Origin of the sequence: Embleya australiensis, from assembly GCF_051903075.1 — a bacterium.
GTDB lineage: Bacteria > Actinomycetota > Actinomycetes > Streptomycetales > Streptomycetaceae > Embleya.
Genome location: NZ_CP182422.1, coordinates 1,703,062 through 1,726,251, shown reverse-complemented (window position 1 = coordinate 1,726,251; position 23,190 = coordinate 1,703,062). Strand labels below are relative to the sequence as shown.

The following is a 23,190-nucleotide window of genomic DNA, read 5'->3' as shown; positions in this document are numbered from 1 at the left end:
GCATAACCTCTAGATTCACGTAGAGAACGCTCACGTCCACTAGCAATGCGAGGCAATCCATGACGACGGCACCTCCCGAGGTGGCCGGTTCGACCGGATCCCCGTCCGCCGAGGCGCCGCACGCGCGTCGCGGACTGGCCCTGGCCCTGCTCGCAGGGGCTCAGTTGATGATCGTGCTCGACGCGACCATCGTGAACATCGCCCTTCCCGACATGGGCAAGGCGCTCGAAATCAGCGAAACATCGCTCTCCTGGGTGATGAACGCCTACATGCTGACCTTCGGCGGCCTGCTGCTGCTCGGTGGTCGACTCGGTGACCTCTTCGGCCGACGCCGGCTCCTGGCGCTCGGCCTGATCGTGTTCACGGTCGCGAGCCTGCTCGGCGGGTTCGCCGGAAACGAGGCCATGCTGCTCGCCTCGCGCGCCCTCCAGGGCGTGGGCGGCGCGATGGTGGCCCCCGCGGTCCTGTCGTTGGTGACCACCACCTTCGAGGAAGGGCCGGAACGCAACAAGGCGTTCGGCGTCTACGCCGCGGTGTCGGGCATGGGTTCGGCGGTCGGCCTGCTCATGGGCGGCCTGCTCGTGGAGTACCTGTCCTGGCGCTGGGTCATGTTCGTCAACGTGCCGATCGGCATCGCCCTGGTGGCCGCGCTCCCGCTGGCCATCCCGGACGACGCGAAGACCGGCGAGAAGGCCGTCTGGCGCGGCCGGTTGGACATCCCCGGCGCGCTCACCTCGACCCTCGGTGTCACCGCGCTGGTCTACGGCGTGATCCGGGCCGCGGACAAGAGTTGGGGCGACGGGCTGACCATCGGCTCGCTGGCCCTGTCCGCGGTGCTGATCGCCGCCTTCATCGTGATCGAATTCAAGGTCGAGCGACCGCTCATGCCGATGCGGTTGTTCCGCAACCGCAACCGCTCCGCCAGCTACGTGGTGATGGCGCTCGCCGCCGGCGGCATGATGGGTTCGTTCTTCTTCATCACCCTCTACATGCAGCTCGTCGCGGGCTACTCGCCGATCAGGTCCGGTCTCGCCTATCTCCCGCTGTGCGCGGGCGTGATGGTCTCGGCCCAGTTCACCAGCGTGATGTTGCCGAAGATCGGCCCGCGGGTGCTGCTGACCGTGGGTCCGATCCTGGCCGCGATCGGCCTGTTCTACTACGCGATGCTCGACGTCGACTCGAGCTACGTCGCCGGCCTGCTGCCCGCGATGATCATCTTCGGTCTGGGCATGGGCCTGATCTTCGTCGCGATCATGGCCACCGCGGTGGCCGGCATCGCCCCGGAGGACGCGGGCATCGGCTCCGCGATGCTCAACGTCACCCAGCAGGTGGGCGGCGCCGTGGCGATCGCGGTGCTGACCACGATCTACTCCAGCGCCAAGGACGACAAGCTGCGGGACGAGGTGGCCAAGCTCGGCGGCAAGGCCCCGGACCTGCACGCGATCAAGGTCGCCCTGACCGAGGGCTACACGGCGGGCTTCATGACCGCCGGCATCCTGCTCGCCGTCGCCGCGGTGATCGCGGTCGCGGTGCTGCGGGTGGACAAGTCGGAGCTGCCCGCCGAGACCACCGGCGGTCTGCACTAGAACGGCATCGGCCGTCGTCGCCGGGTGGTCCTCCGCTCGCCCGTCGACACCTCGTCACCCGGACCGGTTCCCGCGAACCGGTCCGGGTGTTCGCGGTCCGGAGGTGCGACACGTCCGAAAAACACCGATCAGTGGAGTAATTTCCGCTTCGGCGGCCACTCTTCGTGATCGACGCCTGGGGGATTCCCCCGTGTTTCGGTCCAAGCGGGACGCGGCGTGGGCGGCAGAGCGAGCAGGCGGGTACCCTGCGACAGGCAGCGGGTGCTCCGCCCCGGGGCACCTCTATCGCGACGACGGGACGACCGGCGCCGTGGCACTCCTCCCGCCTGTTCCTGTCGAAACAGCCGCTCGGCGGGGATGATGGGCGGTGGAGCGACTTCGGGGGGATTGTGACGGAACACGGATGGCCGGGTGAGCCACCGGCCAAGGGGGATCCGGAACGGATCGGCCCCTACGCGGTGCTCGGCCGACTCGGTGCCGGCGGCATGGGCCGTATCTATCTGGGGCGTTCGCCCTTCGGGCGACTGGTCGCGATCAAGACCATCCGCTCGGAGCTGGGCGGCGACCCGGGCTTTCGGGCGCGCTTCGCCCAGGAGGTGGCCGCGGCCCGCCGGGTCAGCGGCGTGTTCACCGCCGCCGTGGTCAACGCCGATCCCGACGCCGCGGTGCCGTGGCTGGCCACCGCGTACGTGCCCGCGCCCTCGCTGGAGTCGCTGGTCCGCGCCTGCGGCCCGCTGCCACCGCGCGCCGTGCGCTGGATGGCCGCCGGCATCGCCGAGGCGCTGGAGTCCGTACACGCCGCCGGCCTGGTACACCGCGACCTGAAGCCGTCCAACGTGCTGGTCGCCAGCGACGGCCCCAAGGTGATCGACTTCGGCATCTCGCGCGCCGCCGACTTCGGCTCGCTCACCATGACCGGCGTCGCCGTCGGCACCCCGGCGTACATGTCGCCCGAACAGGCGCAGGGCGTGCGCGACATCACCCCCGCCAGCGACATGTTCTCGCTCGGCGCCACGCTGGTGTACGCGGCGACCGGGCACTCGCCCTACCCCGACCGCAAGCCCGCCGAGGCGCTGCTGCGCCTGGTCACCGGCTCGCCGGATCTGGAGGGGCTGCCGACCGAGCTGACCGGCCTGGTCAACCTGTGCATGCAGCGCGCCGCCGAACACCGGCCGAGCCCCACCCAGTTGCTCAACCAGCTCGCCCCGCTCCTTGACGACAGCGACGCGGACAGCCAACTGCCCGACAACGCGTCGGCGATGGTGCAACGGTTCGAGAGCCAGTACCGGCCGACGATGGGCCCGCGCACGCCGCCGGTCCGCGAACTCGTCGAGCCCGACGGCGAGCAGCGGCCCGAACTGCCGGAGAACGTGCGCCCGGACCCGAACAACATGGGCAAACTGCCCAACCAGGTCCGCCAGGAGCCGCGCCCGGAGACCCACCGGCCGCCACCGCCGCAGCGCCCGCCGACGAACCCGACCCGCAAGCCGCCGCCCCGGCCGCCGGCCCCGCCGACGAACTCGCCGACGGGCGGCCCGCCGGGCGGCTCGCGACCGGTCTCGGGACGACCGGTGTCCACGTCCTCCCCCTCGCCGGCGTTGCCGACCGAGCGGGTGGCCCGACCGCCCGCCCCGATACCCAACTCTCCGGTCACGTGGCCGGAGAGCGGTCCCGACGTGCCCCGCCAGCACCCCACGCCACCGCGCACCCCCACCGGGGGCATGGAGGCCGCGCCGGTGTGGCGGTTCGCCGCGACCGGCGAGATCCTGACCCCGCCGGTGCGCGCGGGCTCCGGGCGGACCGCCCGCGTACACGTGCACAGCAACGACAACGGGCTGCACACCCTGCATCTGGCCACGCGGGAGTGGCGGTTCGACTCCTCGGGCTGGTCGCACCCGCCGGCCGTGGACGGCGAGCTGATGTACCTCAGCAGCCAGGACAACCACGTCTACGCCCTGGAGCTGACCTCGCGGCAGTGGCGCTGGAGCTTCCCCACCGGCGGCGAGGTCGTGGCCGCCCCCGTGGTCGCCGACGGCACCGTCTACTTCGGGTCCAGCGACAACGCGCTCTACGCCGTGGACGCGGCCACCGGGCGCTGTCGCTGGCGGTTCCCCACCGGCGGCTGGGCCACCTCGCCCACCGTCGTGGACGGCACGGTCTACTTCGGCTCCAGCGACCGCTGCGTCTACGCGCTGGACGCGGCCACCGGCTGGTGCCGCTGGCGCTTCCCCACCGGCGGCTGGGTGTCCTCCCCGACGGTGGCCAACGGGATCGTGCACGTCGGCAGCACCGACCAGTACCTGTACCTGCTCAACGCCGGCGACGGCGCGATGCGCGGCTGGTTCGGCGCGGGCGGCCCGGTCGCCCAACCGGCCACCTCGGGCAACCTGTCCTTCTTCGGCAGCGGCGACGGCGGCCTGTACGCGGTCGACGTCAACACCACGCGTTGCGTGTGGCGTTACGGCGCCGAGGGCTGGGTGACCTCGCCCGTGGTCGCCGAGGACATGGTGTACGCGGGCAGCAGCAACGGCTCGGTGCTCGCGGTCGGCATGGGCGGCGAGCCCCGCTGGCGGTTCACCACCGGCGGTCGGGTGACCTCCCCGATCGTGGCCGACGGCCTGCTCTTCGTGGGCAGCGCCGACCGCCACCTGTACGTCCTGGACGCGGTCACCGGCAAGGGCCCGTCGGCCGGGACCAACGGCTGAGCGCGGGGCGGGCGAACGCGCCCGCCCCGACACCCCCGACACCCTCGACACGCAACGATCCCGGAGCCGTCGCTCGCGAACCGCGGTTCGCGACCTTCGACTCCGGGATCGTCGTCGGGTGTTCGATCCGGGTCAGCGGGCACCGATGGGGGTGTAGTCGCGCAGCGCGACGCCCGTGTACACCTGGCGCGGACGGCCGATCTTGGCCCTCGGGTCCGCGATCATCTCCTGCCAGTGCGCGATCCAGCCCGGCAGCCGGCCGATCGCGAACAGCACCGTGAACATCTCGGTGGGGAAGCCCATCGCCCGGTAGATCAGCCCGGTGTAGAAGTCCACGTTCGGGTAGAGCTTGCGCTCGACGAAGTAGTCGTCGGCCAGCGCGCGCTCCTCCAACTGCATCGCGAGGTCCAGCAGTTCGTCCTTCTTGCCCATCCGGGACAGGACGTCGTCGGCGGCCTTCTTGATGATCGTGGCGCGCGGGTCGCGGCTCTTGTACACCCGGTGGCCGAAGCCCATCAGGCGGACGCCGTCCTCCTTGTTCTTCACCTTGTTCACGAAGGCGTCGATGTCGCCGCCGTCGTTCTTGATCTGCTCCAGCATCTCGAGGACCTGCTGGTTGGCGCCGCCGTGCAGCGGGCCCCACAACGCGTTGATCCCGGCCGAGATGGACGCGAACATGTTCGCCTGGCTGGAGCCGACGAGGCGCACCGTCGAGGTCGAGCAGTTCTGCTCGTGGTCGCCGTGCAGGATGAGCAGCTTGTCCAGCGCGTCCACCACGACCGGGTCCGCCTTGTAGGACTCGGCCGGGACGGCGAAGGTCATCCGCAGGAAATTCTCGACGTAGCCGAGCGAGTTGTCCGGGTACAGCATCGGCTGGCCGACCGACTTCTTGAACGCGTAGGCCGCGATCGTCGGCAGCTTGGCCAGCAGCCTTATCGCCGAGAGCCGGACCTGCTCCTCGTCGAACGGGTTGTGGCTGTCCTGGTAGAACGTCGACAGCGCGGACACCACGGACGACAACATCGCCATCGGGTGCGCGTCGCGCGGGAAGCCGTCGTAGAACCGCTTGACGTCCTCGTGCAGCAGCGTGTGCTGGGTTATCTCGTCGCGGAAGTTGTCCAGCGCGCTCACCGACGGCAACTCGCCGTAGATCAGCAGATACGCCGTCTCCAGGAAGGTCCCCTGCTCCGCGATCTGCTCGATCGGGTAGCCGCGGTAGCGGAGGATGCCCTCCTCGCCGTCGATGAAGGTGATCGCCGATTTACACGCGGCGGTGTTGACGAACCCTCCGTCGTAGGTCACCAGCCCCGTCTTTGCGCGCAGCGTCGAGATGTCCATGGCGGTGTCGCCGATGGTGCCCTCGATCAGCGGGAAGGTGTGCTCGTTTCCTTGGTGGCGCAGTACTACCGAGTCCTCGCTCATGGGGGTCCCCTACTTCTCGGCTCAGGCTCCGGCAGCCACCCGGATCGTGTCCGTGCGGTTCCGGTCTTTGTGACATGTGTGCATCAGTACGAATAGCAGGCGCACGAGGCGGCCTCGCAGCCACCTCCCACCTGGGCGACAAACCGTGAGCCGCGTCACCTGACCCAGGGTGCCGGGTCGCCACGCCCTTGGTCACCGCCGGCTCGGGTCGCGACGGTGCCCTGTGTTTCGGCTTCCCGCTTCGAGGGTCACCCATGCGGCGTCATGATGAGGGGCACACGATCGGGCAGCCGGGGGGACGTTGCGTGACCGACGACGGACGACGGGGGCCGGCGCCCCTCGACGCCTACGATCCGCGCCGGATCGGGCCCTACCGGGTGTTGTCCCGGCTCGGCCGCGGCGGCATGGCCCGGGTCTTCCTGGGGCTGTCCCCGGCGGGTCGGCTGGTGGCGATCAAGACGATCCTGGCCGAGTTGGACCACGACGAGGACTTCCGGCGGCGGTTCGCCCGCGAGGTGCAGGCGGCGCGGCTGGTGAGCGGGGTGTTCACGGCCGCGGTGGTGGCCGCCGACCCGGCGGCCGCGCGGCCCTGGCTGGCCACCGCGTATGTGCCGGCGCCGTCGCTGCGCGAGGTGGTCGACGAGTGCGGTCCGCTGCCGCCGGACGCGGTGCGCTGGCTGGCCGCCGGGGTGGCCGAGGCGCTGGGCGCGATCCACGGGGCGGGCCTGGTGCACCGTGACCTGGCCCCGGGCAACATCCTGGTCACCCTGGACGGGCCGAAGGTGATCGACTTCGGGCTCGCCCTCGCCCAGGACCAGGACACCGTCAACCTGGTCGGCACGATCGCCTACATGGCCCCCGAGCAGGTCGAGGGTGAATCCGGCACGGTCCGCTCCGACGTGTACGCGATGGGCGCCACGCTGCTGTTCGCGGGCACCGGGCACGCGCCGTACCAGGGCAGCGCGATGCGGGTGATGAGCGCCGTGCGCAACCGCGACCCGGACCTGAGCGGGCTGCCGCCGGAGCTGCTGCCGCTGGTCGAGTCGTGCCTGCGCCGCCGGGCCGATCGGCGGCCGACGCCGGAGCGGGTGGTGGCCGACTTCGCCGAGCTGCTGACCGGCCGCCTGCGCCCGTACGAGGCCGCCGCGTGGTTGCCCCGGCCGGTGCTGGACCTGCTGCACGAGCACGAGCGGCGGATCCGGCCCGCCGTGGACGCGCCACGGCCGCGTGCCCCGCGCCCCGCGCCGGAGCCCGAGGCGGTGCGCGCGCCCGCGCCCGAGCGGCCGCGCCCGGGTGGGGCCCACCGCACCGGACCGGACCGGCCGACGCCCGCCGAGCCGACCCGGCCGATGCCCGCGCCCGGCCCCACCCGGCCCTACACACGCGAGCCGTACCGGTCGGCGCGGGCCCCGATGCTGGACCGGATCCTGTACGACCTGCCCGGAGCGGGACCGGCCGGCGTGCTCGCCTCGTCCCTGGCCGACGCCGACCTGCGCCGGTGGCACCCCGTGCTGGCGCCGATGATCGACCCCGAACCCGGCGGAGGGCGCACGGCGGACCGGCCCGCGGTCCGGTTCGGCCTGCTGGGGAGCCGGCCCACGCTGATCCGGCGCACCCCCGGCCGGGCGCTGGTGCTGATGGCCCCGGCCCGCTCCGACCCCGCCGCGGTCTCGCTCGCCGGGCCCCGGCACGCGCTCGCCCTCGCCGCCTCGGGGGATCCGGCCGCCCTGGAGCAGCCCACCGGTCGGCCCTCGCCGCGGATCGACCCGAAGGTGCTCGACGCCGAACTGGCCCGCTGCGCGCCCCGCCTGCGGACCCGCGCCGGCAAACACGCCGACGTGCTGACGGACGTGGTCGCGGCGGTGCTGGCCCGGCCCGACGAGACCTTCGCGCTGTCCGAGGCGGACGGCGTGCCGGACCCGGAGGCGGTGTTGTGGGGCTTGTGCGACCTGGTCGGCCCACTGCTGCCGTACACGCTGTCCTTCTCCACGCTGGCCGCGCCGGAGCCGGTCGACGAGCCGCGCGTGGTGGTGCACGCGCGGTGGCCGGAACGGGAGGCGCGCTCGGCCGGGCGGCGGCGGCACCGCATCGTCCCGGGCGAGGAGCTGTACTCGATGGGCGACGTGCACCGCACCGCCGCCGAGGCCCTGGTGCGCTGCTACACCGGCCCCGACTGGACCGCCGCGGCGGCCGGGCTGACCCCGTCGGGCCCGCTCCGCGCCGCCGCGCCCGCCGACCGCTCCCGGGGCGTGCTGCGGGCCCTGGAGGGGCGCTGAGAGCCCGCCGTCGCGGCTACCCCGGCGGTCGCAGCAGGCCCGCGGTCAGGCCCTCCAGCAGGCCCCGGCCCAGGTCCTCGCCGAGCGCGGCGGCACCGCGCAGGTCGGTGACGAACGTGCGCAGCGCGCGGAAGGTCTCCCCGTACGCACGCTGCCGGTCGGGCGGCAGCAGCGGGATCTCGATCCGCCGCACGTCGACGCGCACGATGCTGGAGCCGTAGCCGGCCCGCCGCGCGTGCGCCGGGTCGGTCAGGAATCCGGCCAGGAACCACGGATCCAGCGCGGCCGGGTCGGGGCGCAGCAGGTGCAGGTTGGGCCCGAGAACCGCGTCCTGCTCGGCCGCCCCGGCGACCCGGACCGCGCTCGCCCAGCCGTGCTCGTCGCCGCCGAGCAGGGTCGGCACGATCACGTCGCCGGCGTGGATCCGGGGGTGCTGCGCCTCGTCCGCCTCGGCCGCGGACAGGCGCGCGCTCGGCGGCACGGCGGCGGCCAGGTCGGTGGTGGTGAGCATCGGCACGGTCGGGCCGGGGGGCGTCTCATGGCCGACCCGCCCGCCCCGCGACGCGCTGCGGTACAGGGTGACCGCGCCGGTGCGGGCCAGGTCGGCGAGCGCGACCGAGCGCCACGTGCCGGCGCCCTCCTCGGCGGCCGGTACGGCGGGCACCAGGTGCGGCAGCCGGGCCAGCAGGGCGAGCAGCCGGGCGCGGGTGTCCTGGACCCGCTCGGCCACGTTCGCGTCGGTCTGCGCGGGCAGGTTGTGCGCCGGGGTCAGGTCGACGTTGTCGTCGAGGAGTTCGATCAGCGGTACCGCGCGGTGTCGGCCCGCGATCTCGGCCAGGCCCGCCGGGTCGGCGCGGAAGTCGCGCCAGGCGCGCAGCGCGGTGTCCGCCGCCACGGCGTCCGCCAGGTCGTCGAGCTCGGCGAACAGCACGTGTGAGGGCATGCGCTCGCCCGAGGGCCGCTCCAGGATCCACAGGTGCAGCGCCACCCCGAACGGCGGCGCGGCGCCGGCGGGCAGGCCGAACACCGCGCGCAGCGCGCCCCGGCGCAGCAGTTCGGCCCGGATCCGGCGCCCCGAGCCGCGGGCCGCCACCGCCGGCGGCATCAGCAGCACCACCCGCCCGCCCGCCTCGGTGTGCCCGAGCGCGTGTTGCACCCAGGCCAGCTCGGATTCGGTGCGCGGCGGCAGGCCGTACTCCCAGCGCTGGTCGTAGGCCAGTTCGTCGTGCCCCCAGTTGCGGTCGTTGAACGGGGGGTTGCCCACGACGGCGTCGAAGCGGGTGCCGGGCCACGCGTCGGCGCGCAGTCCGTCGCCCTCGGCGATGGCGACGTCGGTGTCCGGTGCGGCGTCCGGATGCAGCGCCAGGCGGGCCCGGATCAACCGGGCCAGGGCCGGTGCCTCGGTCTGCCCGCGCAGTGTGCGTGCCGAGCGGACGAAGCCGAGCAGCAGATCACCGTGGGTGGTCGCGAGGTCGAGTACGGTGACCGGCTTCTCCCGTCCGGCGCCCGCGAGTTCGGCGATCAGCGCGACGGTGGCCGCGGGGGTGGCGCCGCCGGGGCCGGCGGGCGACTCGGCGAAGCGGGCGTACAGGTCGGCGAACACGGCGGGCGCGCCCCGGGTCGCGGCCAGGTCGCCGGCGGCGCGCAGTCGATCGGCGTGCGGGCCGACCGGCGCGGGCGCGCCCGCGAGCAGGTATTCGCCGATGTCCGCGAGCCGGTCGGCCACCTCGCCGTCGGCCGCGATCAGGCGCCACAGCCGCTCCTCCGGCGCGACCTCGGCGATCTTGCCCTGGGCGCGCAACCAGCCCTCCACGTCGGCCAACGCGAAGGTGGGGCTCGCGTCGCTGCCGCCCACGGGTCGCGGGAAGTCGTCGAAGCGCCGACGCCAGTTGCTCACGGCGGCGCGTCCGACACCCGCGATGCGGGCGATCTCGGCAGCGGTGACCTGGGGGCCGGTGGGCACCGTCTCCTCCTCATGACCTGGGGTGTGAACCGCAAAAAGTCAATCATAGAGAAGCAACGTGACGGCGACGGAGAATGCGTGTTGACACTATTCACAGCTGCTGTTTCTATTGACCCCGGCAGCACGGTGCAACCTCGGAAACACCCGCACCGCCCGCTTGTTTCCGCAGTGCCTCCGAGCAGTGACTCCATGCAGTGCTTCCGAAGGTTCTCCGGCAGTCCGCTTCGACCGCGACCCCGCGGGGCCGGCGCCGGGGGCTGATCACCACCGTGGCGGTCGCTGCGACGATCGCCCCGACCGGCTCGCTCGCCGCGTGCGGCCCGAGGGGGGACGAAACTTTCATCCGGGGGGATGGGGGAGGGGCCACGAGGGCGATCCGCCGAAGGGCGGGTCGCCCTCGTGCGTTGTCGCGGGCTCGCCGCATCCATGCGCAGATCACATCGCGGATCGCTTGAATGACTCGGTCAAGGATCCTAGGGTCCCCGCCATGGCCACCTCCAGCTCCGCCGGGTCCGCAGCAGCCGCGCCCGATCCCGTACTCGCCGCCCTGACCGCCCCCGACGGCCCCTTCGCGCTCGTCGAGGAGGACGTGCTCGGCGTCCCGCTGCGCGTCCTGGCCGAACGGCCCCGCTCGATCACCACCTTCGTCGAGCGGGCGCGCGGGTTCGGGGATCGCGAGTATCTGGTCCACGAGGACCGCAGGATCACCTTCACTCGACACGTGCGTGACGTCGCCTCGACCGCGCACGCGTTGCGCGAGCGGTTCGGGGTCGGGCCGGGGGACCGGGTGGCGATCCTGGCGGCGAATCGGCCCGAGTGGTTGACCGCCTTCCAGGCCGCCGCGGCGCTCGGCGCGATCGCGGTGGGCATGAACGGGTGGTGGGCCGCCGACGAGATCCGCTACGCCGTCGCGGACTGCGCGCCCACCGTGCTGATCGCCGACCGGCGCCGGTTGGAGCGGCTGGGCGGCGCGGTCGCCGCCGCGGGCGAACTGGGCCTGCCCGTGGTGGAGATGGAGCGCGACTTCGCCGCGCTGACCGAGTACGCCCCCGACGCCGACCTGCCGCCGGGCGCCGCCGACGAGGACGACCCCGCGCTGATCCTGTACACCTCCGGCACCACCGGCCGACCCAAGGGCGCCGTGCTCACCCATCGCAACGTGGTGGCCATGCAGAACCTCCAGGCGCTGCTCGCCGCCCGGGCGAGCGCGCACCTGCCCGCCGCCGCACGGGCCCAGGCGCCGCCCGGGAGATGGCTGGTCAACAGTCCCTTCTTCCACGTCTCGGGCCTGCTGGCGGGCGCCGTGGCGGCGTTGGCCGGCGGGCAGACGATGGTGCTCTACGCCGGGCGCTTCGAGGTGCCGCGGCTCCTGGAGCTGATCGAGCGCGAGCGGTGCACCACGTGGTCGCTGGTGCCCACGCTCGGCTGGCGGGTGGTCAACCATCCCGACACCGCGCGGCACGACCTGTCCTCGATCGTGCGCCTGGGCGGCGGCAGCGCGGCGTTCTCGCCCGAACTGGTGCGCCGGCTCCAGGAGGTGTTCCCGGGCGCCAAGGGCGCGCTCGGCGTCGGGTACGGGCTGACCGAGTCCGGTGGGGTGGCGACCACGGCGGGCGCCGCGCAACTGGAGGGCGAGCCGGGGGCGATCGGGACGGCGGTGCCGACCGTGGAGGTGACGATCCGTCACGAGGACGGCAGCGAACAGCCCGACGGCGTCGAGGGCGAGTTGTGGATCCGCAGCCCGCTGGTGATGCGCGGCTACTGGCGCAACGAGGAGGCCACCGCGAAGGCACTCACGCCGGACCGGTGGTTGCGCACCGGCGACCTCGGCTTCGCCCGCGCCGGCCGCTTCCACCTCGCCACCCGGCGCAGCGACCTGATCCTGCGCGGCGGCGAGAACGTCTACCCGGCCGAGATCGAGCACTGCCTGGACGCGCACCCGGACGTCGCCGAGTCGGTGGTGGTCGGCGTACCGCATCCGGAGTGGGGCGAGGAGGTCAAGGCGATCGTGGTCCCGGCCCAGGGCAGCCCGATCACCGCCGCCGAGCTGGGCGCCTATGTGGCCGAGCGGCTGGCCCACTTCAAGGTGCCGGCGCACTGGGAGTTGCGCGTCGAGCCGCTGCCCCGGACGCCGACCGGCAAGGTGATCCGCGCGGTGGCCACGGGCGGCCGTCCCGCCGACCTCGTCGAGGAGTGAACGAGCGAGCGGGGCCGGCGGCCGTGGTCGGCGCCGGCCCCGCTCGGGTGTGTTCTCGATCCCCCGTCGGGCTGCCGCGCAACGCGGCGCCCGGTCAGTCGTTCTTGTGCAGGTCCTCGTTCAGCGCGCCCCACGACTTGGTCCGGGCGATCGCCTCGATCGTGCCGGTGACCGAGTTGCGGCGGAAGAGCAGGCCGTCGCGACCGGAGAGTTCGGCGGCCTTGACCACCGTGCCGTCCGGGGTGGTCACCCGGGTGCCGGCGGTGATGTAGCAGCCCGCCTCCACCACGCAGTCGTCGCCGAGCGAGATGCCGATGCCGGCGTTGGCGCCGAGCAGGCAGCGCTCGCCGACCGAGATGGTCTCCTTGCCGCCGCCGGACAGCGTGCCCATGATCGACGAGCCGCCGCCGATGTCGCTGTGGTCGCCGACCACGACGCCGGCGCTGATCCGGCCCTCGACCATGGACGCGCCGAGGGTGCCCGCGTTGAAGTTGCAGAAGCCCTCGTGCATCACGGTGGTGCCGGGCGCCAGGTGCGCGCCCAGGCGGACCCGGGTGGCGTCGGCGATCCGGACGCCGGCGGGCACCACGAACTCGGTCATCCGGGGGAACTTGTCCACCCCGGCCACCTCGAACGGCACCCGCGCGGCGCGGGCGCGCAGCCGGGCCGCGGCGAGGCCGTCCACCGGCACCGCGCCCAGGTTGGTCCAGGCGATGTTCGGGAGCAGGCCGAACAGGCCCTCCAGGCTCTGCCCGTGCGGGCGGACCAGGCAGTGGCTGAGCAGGTGCAGGCGCAGGTACGCGTCGTGGGTGTCCACCGGCGCGGCGGCCAGCGAGGCGATCACCGTGCGCACGGCGACGACCTCGACCCCGCGCACCGCGTCGGCGCCGAGGCCCGCGATCGCGTCGGGGCCGAGCGCGGCCAGGGCCTCGTCGGCCGACAGCCGCACCGTCTCGGCCTTGCCGTCGACATCGCCCGAGGTCAGCTCGGGTGCGGGGTACCAGGTGTCCAGGACGGTGCCATCGGCGGCGATCGTGGCGAGGCCGGCGGCGACGGCACCAACGGGGGAGGAAGCAGCAGTGTCGATCACCCCGCTACCGTACCGAAGGCCCGGACCGACACCGAGCGCCGGTCGACCGCGCCCCGACGCGTTGTACGCCCTCCGTCAGATCTCCGACCCGCGCGTGATCCCGTCCCGGAACGGCCACGTCTCGGTACGGTCGTCATCCGCGTCGGGACGGGAGTTGCCGCCGTGTGGGATGCCGTACGGGCTGTAACCGCCCGGGTATTCCTCGGTCCAGTCGGCGAAATCGGCGCGTTCGTGGTCGACCGGCGGCAGCGCGGTGCTGCCGGCCAGGGCGTTGACCATCTCGGTCGCCCGGGCCTGAAGCGGGATCGCACCGCAGGCCATCGCGGTTCGGCGGGCCCGCTCCAATTCTCCGATCGCGTCCTGTTTGTGGCCGTCCTTGCGCAGCCGGTCACCGTACGCGAGCAGCGCCTTGGCGTATTCGTAGTTGGCGCCGACGCCCTCCAGGGCGACCGCCGCGTCCCACAACATCTGGAGCGCGTTCGGATTGTCGTCCAGTTCCGCGGCCACCCGCTTGGCCTGGCCGGCGGCCACCGGGGCATAACACGCGTCGGCCCGGGCGACCGCCTGCTTCGCCGCATTCCTGGCCGCCTCCTGGTCCTGCAACGGGCCCTCGAGGCTCAGCGCCTGCGCGAGCAGCAGACCCCACGGGCACCACGCGGGGTTGTCCATGCCGCGGGCGCGGAGCTTTTCGCCGAGGTCGGTCAGGGGCTGGATCACCTCGGTGTGCCTGCCCTGCGCGATCCGCAGTTCGGCGAGCACGATCGCGGGCACCGGCAACACTCGGGCCGCCTGATCGGCCTTCACCGCGTCGTCGAAGCCGATGCGCTTGGAGGTGTGTTCGGCCAGTTCGAGATCGCCCTGGGCGATCAGGGTCTGGATCAATACTCCCGCCGCGTACCACTTCGAGGGAGTGTCCTCCCCGAGTTTCATGGCCATCTCCAGCCCGATCTCGGCCTGTTCCCGAGCGTCGTTGAGCCGACCCATCCGATAGAACAGCATCGCCTGGAAGGCGTGGCCGTAGGACAGATGCGAGCGCTGGCGACCGTTGTCGCGCAGTTCGGCCATGCCCGTGTCCAAGAGCGCGCGGGCCTCCTTGAACAGGTCGCAGTGGATGAACGTCAGAATGAACACCATCGGGATCTCGAAACCCCAATCGTCCTCGATCCAACTGAACCCCTTGCGCTCCCCGTTCGGCCCTTCGGGACCGAGCGCCGCGCGGGCGAACTTGGTGGTGGTCTGCAACCGGCGCCCGCTGAGCACGCCGTACCAGGCGACCAGCGCGAACAGCGAGCAGTTCGTGCGTGTGGTGGCCTGCTCGGTGCTCAGGCGTACGGTCAGCCGCTGGAGGTCGTGCGCCCGCGAGGCGAAGCTGGTGTCGTCCTCCCAGAACGCGGCCCACATGAACAGATCGGCGTACAACCGGTGGCGGGTTCGGCCGACCGGGGTCTTCTTGATCTCCTCGTCCAGGAGTTCGATGCTTTTGCGGAGTTGACCATTGAACGCGAGCGAACGTCCCAGTTCGCAGACGATGTTGGTGCGCAGTTCGGTGCCCGGCGGGCACGCGGCGAGGGCCCGCCGCAGCGGTTCCAGGCTGGCCGGGGGATTGTTCACGAAGTGGGCGCGGCCGATGTTGTAGTGGATCTTGGCGTGCGTTTCCTTCGGCGCGAGCTGGGCGAGCGCGTGTTCGAGATAGCGCACACCCGCCTCGGGCACACCCGACGCGAGACATTCGCGCGCGGCACTCACCGCGGTTTCGGCGGCCCACTCGTTGATGGTGCCGAACACCTTCAGGAGGTGGGTGGCGGCGCTCTGCGCGGAAAACCCGTCCTCGCGCAACATGCGGGCCGCTCGAAGGTGCATCGCGCAGCGGTCGCTGAGGGCGAAGCAGTGGCTGTAGACCGCGCGTTGCACCAGCGAGTGGGTGAACCCCCAAGCCGATCGCTCGTCGTCGACCGCGGTCAGGATCTCCTGTCCGTAGAGGTCCGCCGCCGCCTCCATGACGGTCTGCGGGCTCAGTCCGGTCAGCGTCGCGATGCGCTCGATGTTCATGTGCGGCGTCAGGATCGCGGCTGCCATCGCCACCCTGCGCGCCGCGGGCGCCAGTCGGTTGAAGCGCTCCTCGAACTGGTCCTTGTGGTAGGCGTAGGCGGCGTGGTCCGCCATCTCGGTGCCGTACCGCGCGATGCCGGCGGCCGTTGGCGGGATCCCGTTCTCCTCGACGTAGCGCAGGAGTTCGCGCAGGGTCTGCGGCAGACCGTTGACGTAGCGGTGGCAGCGGCGGACGAACTCGTCGTCGACGTGCCGGTCGGCGAATCGCCGGCGGATCACCGAGCCGACGCCGTCGACGGTGAGTGGAGCGAGTTTGCCGAACTCGGTGGCCGCGACCTTGTCCAGCGCCCGCAGCGACGGGCGCAACGGCTCCTCGATCTCGTCGGGTCGATACGAGATCACCAACAGGATCGGCAACTCGTCGATCTCCAGCGCGAAGCGGGCGAGCCAGTCGAGCGAGGAGGAGTCGGCCCAGTGCGCGTCGTTCACCACCAGGAGCAGCGGTCCGCCATGCGCCGGCAGGTGGCTGCGCATGACCGCGTCGAGGCCGGCGCGCACGTTGTCCGGGTCCGGCGGCGCCTCGGGCTGGCGCGGTTGTGTGCCCAGGATGGGGGCGAGGACGCCGTACCACTCGCCGAGCCGTTGCCGTCGGCCGGCGTCGTCGAGCCGATGGATCTTGACGAACAGCCGCTTCACCAGGCCGTAGACGCGGACCTTCTCCAGGTCGTAGCCGGTCACGGCGAGCGTTTCGAAGCCCTCTGTCCGCGCCGTGGCCTCGGTCCAGTCCAGCACGGCCGACTTGCCCATGCCGGCCACACCCTTGACGACCGCGACGCGGCCCGTGCCGGTTCGGCGCACCGCGGCCATGTTTTCGCGGAGTTCGCGCTGCAAAGGCTCGCGCTCGACCAGCGGCATGGGCTCCGCGACGGAAGCGGGATCGGGTGTGTGCTCGCGCCCCGTGCCTTCCGGGCGCGCTGCCGTGCGTCCTGCCGTCATCGCGCAACCTCTCTGCCGTGCGTCCCCACCCCGAGCCCGCGCGGACCGATTACGCGCCGTGGCGGATCACTTGCGTTACCCATCCTGCGCCAATCACGCAAGCCATGTCTTTGACTTGGCCGAGAAGTCCTGTCGACGTCCTCTCTTCGAGTGGCCCGATTTCGGAACGGGAACGGAAGTGCGGTCGATTCGGCAACCGGGCGCTTGGTGCGCGAGCATGCAGCCGGGGCTCGTGTTCGACCGCCGGCGGGCCCGCAGAACTCGACGAGGCATGTTCGACCAGAAAGGCCGTGACACCCGTGTTGGGACCGCAGATCGGTGTACCCGTCACTCCTGCCGCGTCGGTGCGGATCCCGCCCGAATCGGGCGAGTTGCGCTATCAGCGGTGCGGGGCGTGCGATACGGCGAACTTCGCCCCCACCGAGATGTGCCGGGGCTGCTCGTCGCGCGCGCTCCAGTGGGCCACCAGCGCCGGCCGCGGGAGCGTGTACAGCTGGACCGTGGTGCGCCGGCCCGAGGCGCGCTCGTTCGGCGGCGCGTACGCGGTGGCGATCGTGGATCTGGACGAGGGCTATCGCATGCTCACCAATCTGGTCGAGGTCGAACCGGCGGAGATCCATTCGGGGATGCGGGTGCGGGTGGACCTGCGACCGACGGGAGAGGAACGGGTGTTGCCGTTCTTCACGCCCGACCGGGGCTGAGGATTCCCGCCGCGCGGTCCGGGCGGAAGTCGCCGGCCGGGATGTCCGGTCGGCCGCTCGCGCCGTCGCACAGCAGATCGGCCGTCAGCATGCCGACCGCCGGCACCACGCCGAGTCCGTGCTCGTCGCAGCCGGCCGCGACGAACAGCCCGTCGGGGCCGGTCGGTCCGATCAGCGGCAGGTGATCGGGCCCGGCGTCGCACCGGATGTCGAACACGGCCTCCGGGACGGGGTCGGGCAGGTCCGGCAGCCGCGCCGCCAGGAGGGCGAGGGCGTGCGCGGCCGCGTCGGCGTCGGCCGCGCCCGGGTCGGGGATCCCGACGAGCAGTCGGTCCGGACCGTCCGGGCGCAGCCAGCGGCCGGACGGGTCGACCAGGACCGGTCGTTCGCCGAGCGCCCGGCCGACCCGGACCCGGACCGCCACCTCGCGGGCGGCCCGCAGCGGCAGGCTCACCCCGAGCGGTGCGAGCAGCGCGGGCGTGTCGACCCCGGCGGCCACCACGACCGTGCCGCACACCACCTCGCGGCCGTCGCCCAGGCGCACCCCGGTGATCCGGTCCCGGCGCGCCGACAGGCCCACCGCCGGCGCGCGGGGCAGGAACGCGGCGCCGGCGCGGCGGGCCGCGCGGGCGAAGGCGCGGGCGGTGCGTCGGGTGTCGGCGTAGCCGGCGCCGGGGTCGTAGGTGAAGTCGGTGGACACGTCGACGATCAGTTCGGGCCAGTGTGTACCGGCCTCCTCGGGCGAGATCCGCCGCACGCCGATGCCGAGGGCGCGGGGCATCCCGACACCCGCGTCGGGCGCGTCCGGATCGGCGGCGGCCACCGCGACCAGTCGACCGCAGCGACGGAGTCCCACGTCCTCGCCGAGTTCCTCCGCGGCGTTCTCGAACAGCCGGATGCCCGCCGCGGCCATCGCCGCGAGCGCGGGCGCGGTCGCGGGGCGGTACACGGCGCCGCCGCCCGGTCCGGGGCCGCCGAAGGCCCCGAAGGCCCCGAAGACGCCGAGCGCCGCCGCGTCGTCGCTCCCGGCCGGGCACACCAGCACGTCGCGCATCCCGCGCTGGGTGAACGCGTAGCCGATCGCCATGGCCACGGGGCCGGACCCGACGATCACCACGTCGGCCACCGGCGAGTCCGGCGTCATCGGATCGCCCCCGGGCGCGGCGGTCGGCCGGGGCGCGGGGGCGCCGTCGTACGGTCCTGTGTCGTCATCTCGCGCCGTCACCTGGGTCGGGGGCCCGGTCCCGGGAGTGGAACCGATCTCGCCCGGAGTGAACAGCCCGACCGTTTCCGGCTTTCGACGCGAGCGTAACGGCGGTGTTACGCACGGTGTCCGGCGCGGGCCGATCGATCTCGCGCGGGTCCCGGTCGGGCGGTATTACCCGCGTCGCCGGACGCAGGCGCGTCGGCAACGTTCGACGGCGAGCGTCACTCGAACGGTCGCGGACCCCGCGCGTCGGAGCAGATCCAGGCGCGCGGTGCCGCCGCAGGGGGCAGTGGTGGGTGTCATGGCCGGATCATATACCCCATGGGGGTACATGACGGCTAGGATTCGATTCCGGTGGGGTCGCGCATCATCGCGGTCGCCTCGGGTAGACCGCCGAAACAGGGCCCGTTCGAACGCAGCAGGAAGACAGGAGACGCGATGACCACCACCGCGATCGCCGCTCTGGCGACGTTGTTCGTCGGCCTCGGCGGCTGCCTGTGGCTGCTCACCCGGGCGCGCCGCGCCGAGCGCATGACGGCCGCGGTGCTGATGTGCATGTTCGCGTCGCTCGCGCTGGTGTTCTACTCGATCGGCCCGGGCGGGATGGGCGCGCTGGACGCCGCGCTGCTGCTCGGTGTGGCCGCCCCGGCGGGCACGCTGGCGGTCGCGGCCCGCGGTCGCGGCCTCGGCCGCACGACCGCCGGTCGCGACCATCGAGCCCGGTGATCCGCCTCCCGTGACCGATCAGGTCCGGCCGCCGCCACCGCGACGCAGGAGGAAGGACACACACAGCCAGACCAGCGTGGTGGTGCAGCCCATGATGATCAGCGCGAACGCGATCACCACCAGGTAGGCGCCGGACGTGGTGATCAGCGCCGCGAACACCGCCGCGAACAACACGACGAGCAACAGCACGTGCCAGGTGCCGGAGAGCGTCGGGCGGCGCATCCTTCGGCGGGCGCGCCCCGAGGCCGGCATCGAGCCCGCGCCCGGGACGACCCGGCCGCGCGCACCGCCGCGCCGACGGTTGCGGGAAGGACGCATCGTGCGCAGCGCGAGGTCCAACTCCTCGTCCTTGCGCAGCTCGTACTCGATCTCCTCCAGCATCCGCCGCTCGTTCGGCGTCAGACGCACTTCCTCCATCATGTCGTTCGCCCCCTACCGCAGTTCCGCCCGCATCCCACGAGTACGGCCGAACGGTCGTCGCGACACGGCAGGGACAGCCGACGGCGCGGACCGTACTCAGAGGGTCCCCCGCAGGTGGCGATGTGACACCTGGCAGAACGAGAGATGACAGGTGGTGACATTTCCTCGGATCGCCGGGTGGGCCCGGGGACGGGGCGTCCGGGGGAGCCGCGGCGGGCCCGTGGGCGCGCGTGCCTCCGCCCGCGCGAGGGCGCCGGGTAGGGTCACCCGTTATGGCCAACGGAACCACTGACGAAAGGTCGGGCGAGGCGCCCGACAAGCCCGCCGAGCTGCTGGACCTGCGGGACAGCATCGACAACATCGACGCGGCCCTGATCCACCTGCTGGCCGAGCGGTTCAAGTGCACCCAGCGGGTCGGCGTGCTCAAGGCCGAGCACCGGCTGCCGCCGGCCGACCCGGCGCGCGAGGCGGTACAGATCCGCCGGCTGCGCGCGCTGGCCGAGAGCGCCAAGCTCGACCCGGACTTCGCGGAGAAGTTCCTCAACTTCCTGGTCGCCGAGGTGATTCACCACCACAAGGCGATCGCCGGCGCGTGATCGCGTGATCGATCGCCGTCCGGCTCGTTGAATCGATCGCGGACGTGCGCGGTCCCCGCGTCGGTGCGGTCCGGCGTTCTCCCCTGCGCGGCTTGCTACTTACGGGGGAAGATCGCGCGCTCCCCGTCACCGGCATCACCCCTCGCGCGTTGGACGTCGCGGAACCCCGGTTCCACCGTCTATCGATCGATGGGAATAACTACCAGTGAACAAGCTCACCAAGGGTGCGGTCGTCACCGCCGCCATTCTCGGCGGTTCGGTTTCGGTTGGGGGCCAGGCGTTCGCGTCCGCCCAGGCGGATGGCGCCGCCGTCGACTCGCCCGGCGTGCTCTCCGGCAACAACATCCAGGTGCCCGTGCACGTGCCGGTCAACGTCTGTGGCAACACCGTGAACGTCATCGCGGCGATCAACCCGACGTTCGGCAACACCTGCGTGAACGGTGACGGGGTGGAGCTGCCGAAGCCGGGTCAGCCGGGCCACCCGGCCCCGCCGCCGCACCACGTCCCGCCGACCGACGACTGTCCGCCGCCGGCCCCGCCGGTCGACGACTGCCCGCCGGAGCTGCCCCCGCCGCCGCACGTGCCGCCGACCGACGACTGCCAGGACCCGACCGGTCTGGCCGCCCTGGCGAGCGGTGCCGCCGGCTCGATGATGGGCTGAGCACCCACATCACGGCCGTACCGGCCGCGGCCCCGGCACACCTCCCAGGTGTGCCGGGGCCGCGGCCGGTTTCCGGGCCGGGGCGGGTGGGTCAGCCCACCGGGGTGCGCTCCACCGGGTCGGGCTCGCGCAGCCGACGCGGCGCGGGCTTGTCCTTCGGGGGCTTCCCGAACGCCTCGCAGACGCCGTACACGCCGATCACCAGGCAGATCAGGGTGAATCCGCCCAGCACCCCGAAGAACCCGCGCAGCGCCTCGGTGCAGTCGGCGTCGCCGGTGATCAGGATCAGCACGCCGAGCAGCGCCCCGGCGATCGCCATCGCGGCCACCACGCGGGCGAACTCCACGACCTCGTAGCGGACCCGCTCCGGGCCCCGCCGCGGCGGTCGCCAGGGCAGTGGGCCGCCCAGGAAGTGGTAGCCCACCCGCTGGTCCACCCAGCGGATCGCCCGGTGCCCGAAGACCGCGGTCGTCCCGATGTACAGCGCGGCGATCCCGTGCCGCGACCCGGCGGTGGCGCCGCCGCGCAGGTCCACCACGGCGACCACGAGCAGGATCACCTCCAACAGCGGGGTGGCGTACAGGAACACGTTGCTCAGCCGCCGGCGGTGCAGCACGTAGCGGCTGAGCAGGCCCAGGGCGATCAGCACCCAGAAGCCCACCTCGCAGGCCACGATCATGGCGACGACCACGGCGATCTCTCCCTCGGGCGGTTGCGGGCCCCTCCGACCCCGGGCCCGGGCGGGCGACGGCGGCCTCGAACGGACCCCACCAGCCTCTCCCGGGCGCGCCCGCGGCGGATCGTCGACAGGGCGGATCCCGCCGTACAGACAACGATGTAGGCGGCGCACGACACGTTGGGGTGGGCCCGGCCCGGGATCGGCGGATCCGCGCCGCGCGTGCCGGATAGTGTGCTGAGCAAGGCCGAACAGCAGGGAGAGCACATGGCGCAGGAGCAGCCGGACGGTCGGGTCATGGTCGAACTGGTGGACCCGCAGGGGAACACCATCGGCCTCGCGGAGAAACTGGAGGCACACCAGCCGCCGGGTCTGCTGCACCGGGCGTTCTCGGTTTTCCTCCTCGACGAGCAGGGCCGGGTACTGATGCAGCGCCGGGCACTGACGAAATATCACTCGCCGGGACGCTGGTCCAACACGTGTTGCAGCCACCCGTTCCCGGGCGAGGAGCCCCGGGAGGCGGTGCTGCGCCGGCTGACCGAGGAACTGGGCGCCAAGCCCACCGTCCTCGAACCGGCCGGTCTGGTGACCTACGACGTCACCGACGAGGTCTCGGGCCTGGTCGAGAAGGAGTTCAACCACCTCTTCGTCGGCCTGGTCGGCGGCGAACTCGGGCTCAACGCCGAGGAGGTCGACGACGTCGCGTACGTGCCGCTCGACGAGCTCGACGCGTGGCTGGCCGAGCACGATCACACCGCGTGGCTGAGCGCGGTGCTCGAACCGGTGCGCGCACCGCTGGCGGCGCTGGCCGCACGCTGAGGGACACCCGAGCGGAAAGGGCGGGTCCGGAACACCGGGCCCGCCCTCTCGCTTATCGCCCTCTCGTTTCCCGTCCGTCCCGCCCCGTCAGGCCTGGGGCGGCTTGGTGCCCTGGTCCGGCCAGCTCGGCGCGGGCGCCGGGACGAGCGTGGCGCGATCCGGCTTGGGCGCGGCGCCGCCGAAGACGTACTCGGTGCGCAGGTGCCGCGTCGCGCCGGTGGCCACACCCTTGTCCACCACCGTCGTGCTCACCTCGGAGTACGCGGGCAGGTGCGTGGCCGGGTCCAGCCAGAACACCGCGCGCACCGGCGAGCCGCTCTGCTGACCGAAGTTCTCGATCTGGTACGGCCCCTTGGTGAAGTCGGGGATCGTGGCCCGGAACGCCCGGAGCAACAGATCGGTGTTGGCCGCCGCGCCGCCGTTCTGCTGCGGCTTGAGGTCCACCGTCAGGCGCAGCCAGGACTTGCCGCCCTGCTGCGCCGGCTCCACCGCCGAGGGGGTCAACCAGCCCGGGGTGGCCTCGAGTTGGGCGGCGAAGGTCTTCGCCTGCTCGGCGGTCAGTCCGGTCGGCAGGATGCCGTCGCCGACGTACTTGCCCTCGTGGGCCATGTCCACGACACACGTGCGTTTCGTGTCGCTCCACTGCTTGAGCGCGTTGTTATAGCTCCACTCCCGGCCCGCCTCGCACTGGGAGCGCTTGATCGGCGCGTCGGCGGCGACCTGGTAGGCGCGGTCGGTGAACGCGGACCCCGCGCCCGCGTCGTACCAGGACCACAACTCCTCCTTGACCGTCGCCTCCTTGGCGGTGTCGCCGGCCGCGGTACGCACCCCGTGGTACTCGACCACCTGCTGCGTGGTGGTCGCGGCGACGAGCGCGGCCCAGACCGCCCTGGGGTCCTTGTCGCCCGCCCCGCCGGGTGCCGGGGCGCCGGCCGACGGCCCCCCGGTGCCGCCCGCCTTGTCCCCGCCCTTGTCGTCCTTGCCGCCGCCGGAGTCCGACGAGCACCCCGTCAGCACGACGGCGGCGGTCAGGCCCGCCGCCGCCCACGCGCTCCACCGTCGTCCCACGCCCCCGTGTCGCATCCACCACTCCTCGCCTC

General features: G+C 72.7%; 17 protein-coding genes. 9 read left to right on the top strand and 8 right to left on the bottom strand.

The window, feature by feature from the left end:
- Positions 1-59: 59 nt before the first annotated feature.
- Together ACMXN5_RS07130 and ACMXN5_RS07125 are read left to right on the top strand one after the other, a co-directional pair.
- Positions 60-1,586, top strand: a complete 1,527-nt coding sequence (locus ACMXN5_RS07130; protein WP_439674537.1) for an MFS transporter — start codon at positions 60-62, stop codon at positions 1,584-1,586.
- Positions 1,587-1,975: 389 nt separating this feature from the next.
- Entirely contained in the window at positions 1,976-4,291 is a 2,316-nt protein-coding gene (locus tag ACMXN5_RS07125) for a protein kinase domain-containing protein (RefSeq protein WP_439674536.1), read from the top strand.
- Positions 4,292-4,423: 132 nt separating this feature from the next.
- Here the strand turns inward: ACMXN5_RS07125 and ACMXN5_RS07120 are convergent, their stop codons facing one another.
- Positions 4,424-5,713 (bottom strand): citrate synthase, encoded by a 1,290-nt coding sequence (locus tag ACMXN5_RS07120; RefSeq protein WP_439674535.1) that lies wholly within the window; start codon positions 5,711-5,713, stop codon positions 4,424-4,426.
- Positions 5,714-6,018: 305 nt separating this feature from the next.
- On the opposite strand from ACMXN5_RS07120, the gene ACMXN5_RS07115 reads away from it, so the two are divergent.
- On the top strand, positions 6,019-7,989 hold the full coding sequence (locus ACMXN5_RS07115) for a protein kinase domain-containing protein (RefSeq protein WP_439674534.1): 1,971 nt from the start codon (positions 6,019-6,021) through the stop codon (positions 7,987-7,989).
- 16 nt (positions 7,990-8,005) lie between these two features.
- On the opposite strand, the gene ACMXN5_RS07110 is transcribed toward ACMXN5_RS07115, so the two are convergent.
- The gene (locus ACMXN5_RS07110; protein ID WP_439674533.1) at positions 8,006-9,952 is read right to left on the bottom strand and encodes an N-6 DNA methylase; all 1,947 of its coding nucleotides are present in this window, start codon (positions 9,950-9,952) and stop codon (positions 8,006-8,008) included.
- Positions 9,953-10,439: 487 nt separating this feature from the next.
- On the opposite strand from ACMXN5_RS07110, the gene ACMXN5_RS07105 reads away from it, so the two are divergent.
- A complete protein-coding gene (locus ACMXN5_RS07105) occupies positions 10,440-12,149 on the top strand; it encodes a class I adenylate-forming enzyme family protein (RefSeq protein WP_439674532.1) in 1,710 nt (569 codons plus the stop codon).
- Between the two features lie 94 nt (positions 12,150-12,243).
- Here the strand turns inward: ACMXN5_RS07105 and dapD are convergent, their stop codons facing one another.
- Both dapD and ACMXN5_RS07095 read right to left on the bottom strand, forming a co-directional pair.
- The gene (gene dapD, locus ACMXN5_RS07100) at positions 12,244-13,239 is read right to left on the bottom strand and encodes a 2,3,4,5-tetrahydropyridine-2,6-dicarboxylate N-succinyltransferase (RefSeq protein ID WP_439674531.1); all 996 of its coding nucleotides are present in this window, start codon (positions 13,237-13,239) and stop codon (positions 12,244-12,246) included.
- 75 nt (positions 13,240-13,314) lie between these two features.
- Complete coding sequence (locus ACMXN5_RS07095; RefSeq protein WP_439674530.1) at positions 13,315-16,284, bottom strand: ATP-binding protein; 2,970 nt, start codon at positions 16,282-16,284, stop codon at positions 13,315-13,317.
- A 290-nt stretch (positions 16,285-16,574) separates the two neighbouring features.
- Here ACMXN5_RS07095 and ACMXN5_RS07090 point away from each other — a divergent pair, with 290 nt between their 5' ends.
- Complete coding sequence (locus ACMXN5_RS07090; protein WP_395785718.1) at positions 16,575-16,985, top strand: Zn-ribbon domain-containing OB-fold protein; 411 nt, start codon at positions 16,575-16,577, stop codon at positions 16,983-16,985.
- On the opposite strand, the gene ACMXN5_RS07085 is transcribed toward ACMXN5_RS07090, so the two are convergent.
- Complete coding sequence (locus ACMXN5_RS07085) at positions 16,966-18,129, bottom strand: NAD(P)/FAD-dependent oxidoreductase (RefSeq protein ID WP_439674529.1); 1,164 nt, start codon at positions 18,127-18,129, stop codon at positions 16,966-16,968. The two genes, ACMXN5_RS07090 and ACMXN5_RS07085, sit on opposite strands and share 20 nt — an antisense overlap.
- 501 nt (positions 18,130-18,630) lie before the next feature.
- On the opposite strand from ACMXN5_RS07085, the gene ACMXN5_RS07080 reads away from it, so the two are divergent.
- Positions 18,631-18,918 (top strand): hypothetical protein, encoded by a 288-nt coding sequence (locus tag ACMXN5_RS07080; RefSeq protein ID WP_395785722.1) that lies wholly within the window; start codon positions 18,631-18,633, stop codon positions 18,916-18,918.
- Positions 18,919-18,936: 18 nt separating this feature from the next.
- Here the strand turns inward: ACMXN5_RS07080 and ACMXN5_RS07075 are convergent, their stop codons facing one another.
- Positions 18,937-19,338: a hypothetical protein gene (locus tag ACMXN5_RS07075; RefSeq protein ID WP_126642107.1), complete on the bottom strand. Its 402-nt coding sequence runs from the start codon at positions 19,336-19,338 to the stop codon at positions 18,937-18,939.
- Between the two features lie 272 nt (positions 19,339-19,610).
- Between ACMXN5_RS07075 and ACMXN5_RS07070 the strand changes: the two genes are divergently transcribed.
- Complete coding sequence (locus ACMXN5_RS07070) at positions 19,611-19,934, top strand: chorismate mutase (RefSeq protein WP_126642106.1); 324 nt, start codon at positions 19,611-19,613, stop codon at positions 19,932-19,934.
- A 205-nt stretch (positions 19,935-20,139) separates the two neighbouring features.
- Positions 20,140-20,595 (top strand): chaplin, encoded by a 456-nt coding sequence (locus ACMXN5_RS07065; RefSeq protein ID WP_439674528.1) that lies wholly within the window; start codon positions 20,140-20,142, stop codon positions 20,593-20,595.
- A 91-nt stretch (positions 20,596-20,686) separates the two neighbouring features.
- Here ACMXN5_RS07065 and ACMXN5_RS07060 read toward each other — a convergent pair whose 3' ends face one another.
- Positions 20,687-21,286, bottom strand: coding sequence for a hypothetical protein (locus ACMXN5_RS07060; protein ID WP_439674526.1), 600 nt, complete (start codon positions 21,284-21,286; stop codon positions 20,687-20,689).
- A 252-nt stretch (positions 21,287-21,538) separates the two neighbouring features.
- Between ACMXN5_RS07060 and idi the strand changes: the two genes are divergently transcribed.
- Complete coding sequence (gene idi / locus ACMXN5_RS07055) at positions 21,539-22,090, top strand: isopentenyl-diphosphate Delta-isomerase (protein WP_380008622.1); 552 nt, start codon at positions 21,539-21,541, stop codon at positions 22,088-22,090.
- Positions 22,091-22,177: 87 nt separating this feature from the next.
- Here idi and ACMXN5_RS07050 read toward each other — a convergent pair whose 3' ends face one another.
- Positions 22,178-23,173: a hypothetical protein gene (locus ACMXN5_RS07050; RefSeq protein ID WP_439674525.1), complete on the bottom strand. Its 996-nt coding sequence runs from the start codon at positions 23,171-23,173 to the stop codon at positions 22,178-22,180.
- Between the last annotated feature and the right edge of the window lie 17 nt (positions 23,174-23,190).

Bases quoted from the DNA above. Each gene is read 5' to 3' on its own strand.
- ACMXN5_RS07130 (WP_439674537.1), top strand. From the start codon at position 60: ATGACGACGGCACCTCCCGAGGTGGCCGGTTCGACCGGATCCCCGTCC.
- ACMXN5_RS07120 (WP_439674535.1), bottom strand. From the start codon at position 5,713: ATGAGCGAGGACTCGGTAGTACTGCGCCACCAAGGAAACGAGCACACC.
- ACMXN5_RS07105 (WP_439674532.1), top strand. From the start codon at position 10,440: ATGGCCACCTCCAGCTCCGCCGGGTCCGCAGCAGCCGCGCCCGATCCC.
- ACMXN5_RS07095 (WP_439674530.1), bottom strand. From the start codon at position 16,284: ATGACGGCAGGACGCACGGCAGCGCGCCCGGAAGGCACGGGGCGCGAG.
- ACMXN5_RS07085 (WP_439674529.1), bottom strand. From the start codon at position 18,129: ATGACGCCGGACTCGCCGGTGGCCGACGTGGTGATCGTCGGGTCCGGC.
- ACMXN5_RS07080 (WP_395785722.1), top strand. From the start codon at position 18,631: ATGACCACCACCGCGATCGCCGCTCTGGCGACGTTGTTCGTCGGCCTC.
- ACMXN5_RS07075 (WP_126642107.1), bottom strand. From the start codon at position 19,338: ATGATGGAGGAAGTGCGTCTGACGCCGAACGAGCGGCGGATGCTGGAG.
- ACMXN5_RS07070 (WP_126642106.1), top strand. From the start codon at position 19,611: ATGGCCAACGGAACCACTGACGAAAGGTCGGGCGAGGCGCCCGACAAG.
- idi (WP_380008622.1), top strand. From the start codon at position 21,539: ATGGCGCAGGAGCAGCCGGACGGTCGGGTCATGGTCGAACTGGTGGAC.
- ACMXN5_RS07050 (WP_439674525.1), bottom strand. From the start codon at position 23,173: ATGCGACACGGGGGCGTGGGACGACGGTGGAGCGCGTGGGCGGCGGCG.